This is a genomic window from Thiolapillus sp. (genome assembly GCF_048562965.1).
Taxonomy (GTDB): domain Bacteria; phylum Pseudomonadota; class Gammaproteobacteria; order Chromatiales; family Chromatiaceae; genus Thiolapillus; species Thiolapillus brandeum_A.
The window spans coordinates 1-1335 of the sequence record NZ_JBHNMF010000803.1 but is presented as its reverse complement, the minus strand read 5'-3'; the positions used below and the strand labels follow the sequence as shown (position 1 = coordinate 1335).

Here is a 1335-nt window from a genome sequence, read left to right as displayed (position 1 = left end):
CGCCAGCTCTACACCGGATACTTGCCAGGGACTCTTGATTCCCAGTATCTGGGCATATAGGTCTTTGTCTCTCATAGGGGATTACGATAATCTACCCACTCCATTTGGGGAAGAGCCAACTTTTCAAAACAGCTCATTGTTATTTCTCCGAAATTAATTCAGTTGTGGGGACAACTCAGTTTCGGGTTGTAACATGGGCCGTATCAGTCGTGACAGGCTAAGCCTATCACTCATGACCACGTCCTAAGGACGTGGGTTTCTACGCTAAACTAAAAGGACAGATGGATGAATTCTTTGCCCAGCAGAAAGAACGCATCGCGGCGGCGCGACCGTGGTTCGACAAGCTGATGACCGCGCTTACCGACATCGGGAGTCAGGTGGCCACAGCTGGAGGCTCAAAACCTACGGACCTGTCGGCACTGAAGCCTTTCGAGGGAAATCCTTTTATGCAGATATTCACCCCCGAACAGCTGGCGCACTGGGCGTATGTATCCACCCTCTACCAGAACAAGCGCTTATCGACCTGGCAAGCGTGTCTTCGACCTCGTGATAAATTTTGGGACATCCCAGTCCCCAAAATCGACTCGGCCTTTGACAACCTATTCGTGCCCCAGCCGTCCTGGTCACCCAGCACTACGCAACAACTTCGCAAGCTCGTTGCTGCTCCGTACTTGGCTCCCAATGACTGGACGCCGCGTTTGGATGCCTACTTTGCTTCCCCTCTGGCGCTTTGCGCACGACGGGTAAGCAGTGCGGCCTCGCGGCTACTGGGGACTACCAGCCTTCGCTTCGCTCTCCATGGCTGGCAGCGATGGATGATGAATTCAACGTCTATTTCCAGAAAGGGGAATTGCCGGAAGGAATAACCGTTAAAATCACTGTAGAAGAGGATCCACAGGTTTTGGATATCGGAAAAGATATCTTAATAGAACATCAGTGCACCTACCCATCGGCCGTCAGCCACACCACTCAGCAAAATCCTGGCCTGTAGATTGGCGGATACAATCTGCACAGCAATATGTAGAAGGCATCGGTTCCTCCCGGTTCTTTTACAGGCAGATAGCGACTTCGGGTACTTCACCTCACAGGTCTTGGGGAACAGGTCGAAGGCCTTTTCTGCGTCGGACCGGGTTTCCACCTGCCAGATCGCCTGCGGTGCCTGTTTCGCTTTCGGCTAGACCAACTTCGGCAGGCAATTCAGATTGCGGAGTCTGGCTCAAGCGTGTCTTCGGCCTCGTGATAGATTTTGGGACATCCCAGTCCCCAAAATCGACTCGGCCTTTGACAACCTATTGGTGCCCCAGCCGTCCTGGTCACCAAGCACTACGCAACAAC

1 protein-coding gene and 1 pseudogene are annotated in these 1335 nt (G+C 53.0%); one reads left to right on the top strand and one right to left on the bottom strand.

Annotation, left to right across the window (positions count from 1 at the left end):
- Window positions 1–281: 281 nt before the first annotated feature.
- Entirely contained in the window at window positions 282–866 is a 585-nt protein-coding gene (locus tag ACOCD2_RS20205) for a hypothetical protein (RefSeq protein WP_293650240.1), read from the top strand.
- A 197-nt stretch (window positions 867–1063) separates the two neighbouring features.
- On the opposite strand, the pseudogene ACOCD2_RS20200 reads toward ACOCD2_RS20205, so the two are convergent.
- Window positions 1064–1201, bottom strand: a pseudogene (locus ACOCD2_RS20200) (IS256 family transposase); the annotation flags it as partial.
- Between the last annotated feature and the right edge of the window lie 134 nt (window positions 1202–1335).

Bases quoted from the DNA above. Each gene is read 5' to 3' on its own strand.
- ACOCD2_RS20205 (WP_293650240.1), top strand. From the start codon at position 282: ATGGATGAATTCTTTGCCCAGCAGAAAGAACGCATCGCGGCGGCGCGA.